The organism is uncultured Fretibacterium sp. (genome assembly GCF_938040765.1).
In the GTDB taxonomy this organism is placed as follows: Bacteria; Synergistota; Synergistia; order Synergistales; family Aminobacteriaceae; genus CAJPSE01.
The window spans coordinates 1-4,944 of sequence record NZ_CALIAA010000252.1 but is presented as its reverse complement, the minus strand read 5'-3'; the positions used below and the strand labels follow the sequence as shown (position 1 = coordinate 4,944).

5 protein-coding genes are annotated in these 4,944 nt (G+C 64.6%); 1 reads left to right on the top strand and 4 read right to left on the bottom strand.

All coding sequences use genetic code 11. From position 1 onward, the window contains the following. Positions 1 to 956: hypothetical protein (locus Q0176_RS08675; protein ID WP_299301613.1), on the bottom strand; the 956-nt coding region annotated here is incomplete at its 3' end. Between the two features lie 287 nt (positions 957 to 1,243). Between Q0176_RS08675 and Q0176_RS08670 the strand changes: the two genes are divergently transcribed. Beyond that, positions 1,244 to 2,107 carry a class I SAM-dependent methyltransferase gene (locus Q0176_RS08670; RefSeq protein ID WP_299301610.1) on the top strand — a complete coding sequence of 288 codons (864 nt, stop codon included), beginning with the start codon at positions 1,244 to 1,246 and terminating at the stop codon, positions 2,105 to 2,107. Between the two features lie 91 nt (positions 2,108 to 2,198). Here the strand turns inward: Q0176_RS08670 and Q0176_RS08665 are convergent, their stop codons facing one another. The 3 genes from Q0176_RS08665 to Q0176_RS08655 form a co-directional block, all read right to left on the bottom strand. Continuing rightward, entirely contained in the window at positions 2,199 to 3,611 is a 1,413-nt protein-coding gene (locus Q0176_RS08665; RefSeq protein ID WP_299301608.1) for an amidohydrolase, read from the bottom strand. 62 nt (positions 3,612 to 3,673) lie between these two features. Next, positions 3,674 to 4,345: a hypothetical protein gene (locus Q0176_RS08660; protein WP_299301605.1), complete on the bottom strand. Its 672-nt coding sequence runs from the start codon at positions 4,343 to 4,345 to the stop codon at positions 3,674 to 3,676. 36 nt (positions 4,346 to 4,381) lie between these two features. Then, positions 4,382 to 4,944 (bottom strand): DUF5058 family protein (locus tag Q0176_RS08655; RefSeq protein ID WP_299301603.1); only part of this gene is annotated, 563 nt, incomplete at its 5' end.

Below are 4,944 nucleotides of genomic sequence, written 5' to 3'. Positions count from 1 at the left end.
GACCATGCCGCGTGCACGAAGGCCTCATAGTAGGCATAGGCCATGAGGACCCTCGGCGAGGCGAACGGAGCCAGGCTGTAGAGGTATGCGGCGCAGGGCAGAAGACAGGCGAGCAGGTGAGTGCCCGTCCTGCCGATGCTGTCGTATGCCGTCATCCTCAGGAGTACGCTCAGGAAAGTGCCCGTGCCGAAGAACTCGTTGAGGCAGACGAGGACCGTGCTCGCCAGAAGCAGCCGTCGGAGCCTCCTTCGGAGCGTCGACGCCCCCGGGAGGCCGCCGCCCGCCTCGGATTCGAGCTCGCCGGATCCAAGCTCACCGAACCGCACCGGCCTCGAAGAACGCGCGTCCAGGTACGCAAACAGGAACGCGGCGATGGCGGAAGCGTAGCCCATGACCTCAAAAGCCTCGAACACCGTCATAGTTGAGAACCGCAGTTCTCCATACTGCGGGGAATACGTCAGGAAATATCGCAGGAAAGGGAGATCGGCAAGCTGGTACAGAGCGCCCGCTGCACCGATGCAGAGCAGCGGCCAGGCGCGTCGGTTCCGGCGCAGCGCCAGATAGCCGCCTGCGAGGAGGGGAAGCCAAAGGCACCGATAGACCCACCAATGCCCCGAGGTCAGCAGGCGGAGCATCCTTCGCAGGGACTCCGGGTCCTCGTTGGCGAAGTAGAACGAGTAGAGGTAGAGCCCTTGGTTCAAAAGCTCATAGACGCCAACCCCAATGCTCAGGGCCAGGGCCGCACGACGGCCTCGCCGGAGGTTCAGGAGAAAGGCGGCCGCGGCGGCTGCCGCCAGGACGGACAGCGGCCAGACGCCTTGCTTCCCGCCCTGGAACCGCAAGGCAATTCTCACAAAGGCGCCCCCCAATGTGCAGCCAAACGAGAGTATCCACGCCCAGAGCGCAAGTCGGCTGATGGAATACCCGTTTTCCGGCGCGTTCCACGCTTCGTTCATCTTTGTCACTCCTTCGGTCGCCGATATTGGGGATCGTGCCCCGCGTACCCCGCTCCCGGCAGGTTACGCCATAAGCGAGTTTAGCATGTTCGGGCCATGAAAAGAACCTTCCGCGCAGAACGGCGTCTCGGGAACGGGCCTGTTGCAACCGGATCGCCACGGCGCCCGGGAAATCGAACCGGTGTTGACTTTCCCGAAAAGAAGTATTAGCCTCATCAGTGTTGTATCAGTCGAACATGAAGGGGCTTCCGTTTTGGGCGCCCATGGCAAAGGAGGTTGGTTCAAATATGGTCGATCAAAATATGGATGAGAACAGGGAAGCGCAGGGTGAGCTCGATTTCAGGAGCCCCATCTCGGAGACGGCGCTCCTGACGCTGTACTTCAAGGCGCAGGAGACGAAGCGCCCCGACCGTATCATCGAGGACCCCAAGGCGATCGAGATCCTGGAGAAGCTCGGCGTGGACATGTCCCGCTTCCGGAACAAGAGGATGTCGCAGGTGGGGACGGTCATCCGTGTGCGCCGCTTCGACCGCCAGACGCGGCGCATCCTTGCGGAATGGGACAGGCCCGTGGTCGTCCATCTGGCCTGCGGGCTGGACGACCGTTTCCTGCGGACGGACTCGGGCAAGGGCGTCCAGGTGGACCTGGACCTGCCGGACGTCATGGCCGTGAGGGAGCGTTTCCTTCCGGGCTCGGAGCGCAACCCGCAGATCGGCGCCTCGATGTTCGAGACGGCGTGGATGGACGAACTGCTGGAGCGCTATCCGGGACACCGCTTCGCCTTCATCATGGAGGGGGTGCTGATGTACCTGCAGGAGCCGGACATCCAGGGGCTGTTCCGGAACCTGGCCCAGCGCTTCCCCGGCGGCGAGCTGCATTTCGACGCGGTCTCGCCCTGGATGGCCCGAAACTCCAAGATGCACGACTCGATTCGGGAGTACGGGGACGACGTGCGGTTCCACTGGGGGCTCGGCGGCCTCAGGGACATCGAGAGCTGGGACCCCGCGCTGAAGTTTGGGGAGGCGGAGTACTATTTGAACCAGGAGCTGCGCCGCTGGGGCTGGGCCGTCCTGTTCAACCTCATCCCCCCGCTGGCCAGGGGCGCGAAGATGCTGCTCTACAAGATTCGGAAGGAACGGCCCTCCGAATAGAAGCGGCCCTCCAGCCGGAGACGGGATCGACGGAACATCGAAAAGCGCCCGCGGGGACGGAGCTCCCCACGGGCGCCCTGCCGAACGGGGCCTATTTCGCGTCGTCCGAACTCAGAAGCTCCCCGATGGGGCGGTAGGTCTTTCCCCTTCGCCGCGCGTCGAACTCATCCCTGGCCCTGCGGACGATGTCGGGGTCGGACACCAGGTCGTAGACCGCCCCCGCGAGGGTCTTCGCCGCCAGGACCATGCCCTTGAGCCCCAAAGAGCTTCCCGCGCAGGCCACGGCCTGCCAGGAGTGGGGCGGAACGCCCAGGGGCCACGTCGCCGCCCAAACCATGGAGGTCGGCATGATGTTCGCCACGTCGCCGACGTCGGACGAGGCCATCACGAACCGCCCCGCGTCGAAGCAGGGCAGGGGGGTCGCGTTCAGGAGCGTCTCGCTTCCCTCGGGCATCCGGCTCAGGGCGGCGTCGCGCTGCCCCGCGGGAAGGGAGTTCTGAATCTCGAGGGCGAACCGCCTCTCCTCCTCGCTGTAGGAGACGGGTCCGGCGAATCCGCACAGATTCTCCTCCAGGACCCCGTTCAGGACCAGATTGGGCAGGGTGTTGTAGCAGCCGCCCAGAAGTTCGATCTCCACATCGGTCTCGGTCATCAGGGCCGCGCCCTTCGCCACCTTCACCAGGCGCCTCCAGAGGGAGGCCAGCTCGCCGTCGTGCGGGGCCCTGGCGAAGTACCAGACCTCCGCCTCGGCCGGAACGATGTTGGGGGCGAGCCCTCCATTCGTGATGATGTAGTGCAGGCGGTCCTGCGCGACCATGTGCTCCCGCAGGTAGTTGGCGCCGACGTTCATCAGCTCCACCGCGTCCAGGGCGCTGCGGCCGGCCTCGGGGGCGCCGCCGGCGTGGGCGGAGATCCCCTTGAAGCGAAACTTCGCCGAGACCATTGCGGTCAGGGTGGCGGCGGTGACGGAACTGCTGTCGTTCGGGTGCCAGGTCAGCGCCACGTCCGTCCCGTCCAGAAAGTATCCGGCCTTCGTCATATCGCCCTTTCCGGTCAGGACCTCCTCGGCGGGACAGCCGTAATAGCGCACCGTGCCCTTGACCCCATGGGCGGCAAGGGCCTCCTTCACCGCGCATACAGCCAGCAGCCCGCCGACGCCCAGCAGATTGTGTCCGCAGCCGTGCCCCGGGGCCTTCGGAGCCGCGGGCTCGATGCTGGCGCTCACGGTCTGGGACATCCCGGCCAGGGCGTCGTACTCGCCCAGAATGCCGATGGTCGGCCCGCCGTTTCCCCACTCCGCCATGAAGGCGGTCGGCATGTCCCCCTTCCGGGTGACCTCGAAGCCGCGCTGCCGAAGGAACTCCATCTGGAGCCTGGACGCCTCGTGCTCCTGATAGGCGAGCTCGGGAGCACCCCATATCTCCAGGGCCAGCGCCTCGAAGGAAGCGCGGTTCTCGTCGATACAGGTCAAAATCGCTTTTTTATCCATCTTCGTCTTGTCCATCCTCGCCGTCCCCTTCCTCTTCGTGCCCAACGACGCTCAATACCCCCGCACCATGCCGGGCGTTATTCGAGCAGCCCCTTCCTGTGAAGAAACACCCCCACGGCGATGCTGACGAAGACGGCCCCCAGGGTGGAGACGAAGGCGGGATACAGTTTGTACTTCACGCCCAGGACAAGGAGGATGGAGATCAGCAGGACGATGGCGGCCAGCTTCAGCTTCTTCAGCGCGAACTGCATGAAGACCGCTCCGAACAGGGCGGGGAGCAGGAGCTGCAGAGCCTTCACGACGGGCTGGGGGAGCTGCTGGAGGATCTGGGCCCCGGCGATCGCGCCCGCGGTGAGGAAGATGGTGTTGATCACGATCGAGACGGCCATCCCCAGGGTCGCCACGATGCTGCCCTCACGGGTGCCGGGCTCCACCCCGGCGATCTTCTGGGCCACCATGGCGCAGGGGATGCGCAGATTTCCCACATTGCCCGAGATGAAGGCCATGTAGGTCCCGCTGACGCCGATGATGGGGAAATAGGAGATGGGCTCGACGATCCAGACCACGCCCACGGCCGAGGCGATGCCGATGAACCCGTTGACGATGGCGGAGAGAGGAGGGATGACGCCGAACACGGCCAGCAGGACCAGCGCCGGCCCAAAGGCCAGAAGGATGCCGGCAAAGTTGGTGATGCGCCCCCATCGGATGATGCTGGGCAGATAATCGTTGTCGTAACTTTTCTCGTTCATTTTTTCGACCTCCCGAGATCGATATCGTCCGGCGCCCTACGGCCAGAGGACCGCGACCAGCATCCCGCCCATCAGGGCGAAGAACAGGGCCCATTCCCTCAGCCATTTGATGTTCTTCCGATCGGCCAGGGGCCCCAGGATCAGCATGATGAGTCCGCCCACCACGCAGGAGACGGTGTTTTTGTTGAGGGCGACGAGGTGGGTCGCGCTGTTGGCCCCAAATGCGGCGAGCACCGCCGCCGTGGCGATGACGCCCATCAGGGCGGTGTCGTTGCCGGAGAATTTCTGCTGAACCTTCTCCATCTTGTCCGCGCTGAGGGTGGCGACGAGGATCCATCCGATGGACCCCAGGGTCATGGTCCAGACGGCATTGGCGAAGGCCATGAGCGTCATGGGGTCCTGCCCTACGGTGACGCCGACGGCCTGAGTACCGAAATTCATCGCCATCATCTCGAACTGCGCCGAGCCGATGAAGGAGAGCCGCATCCACGCCATGGGACCGCCCACCGAGACCAGCAGCGCGATCATGGAGCTCAGCACCACGAAGGAGGGCCCCAGGGCCGTGATGGCGCTGCTCTTGATGGCATCGTTCATCTGTT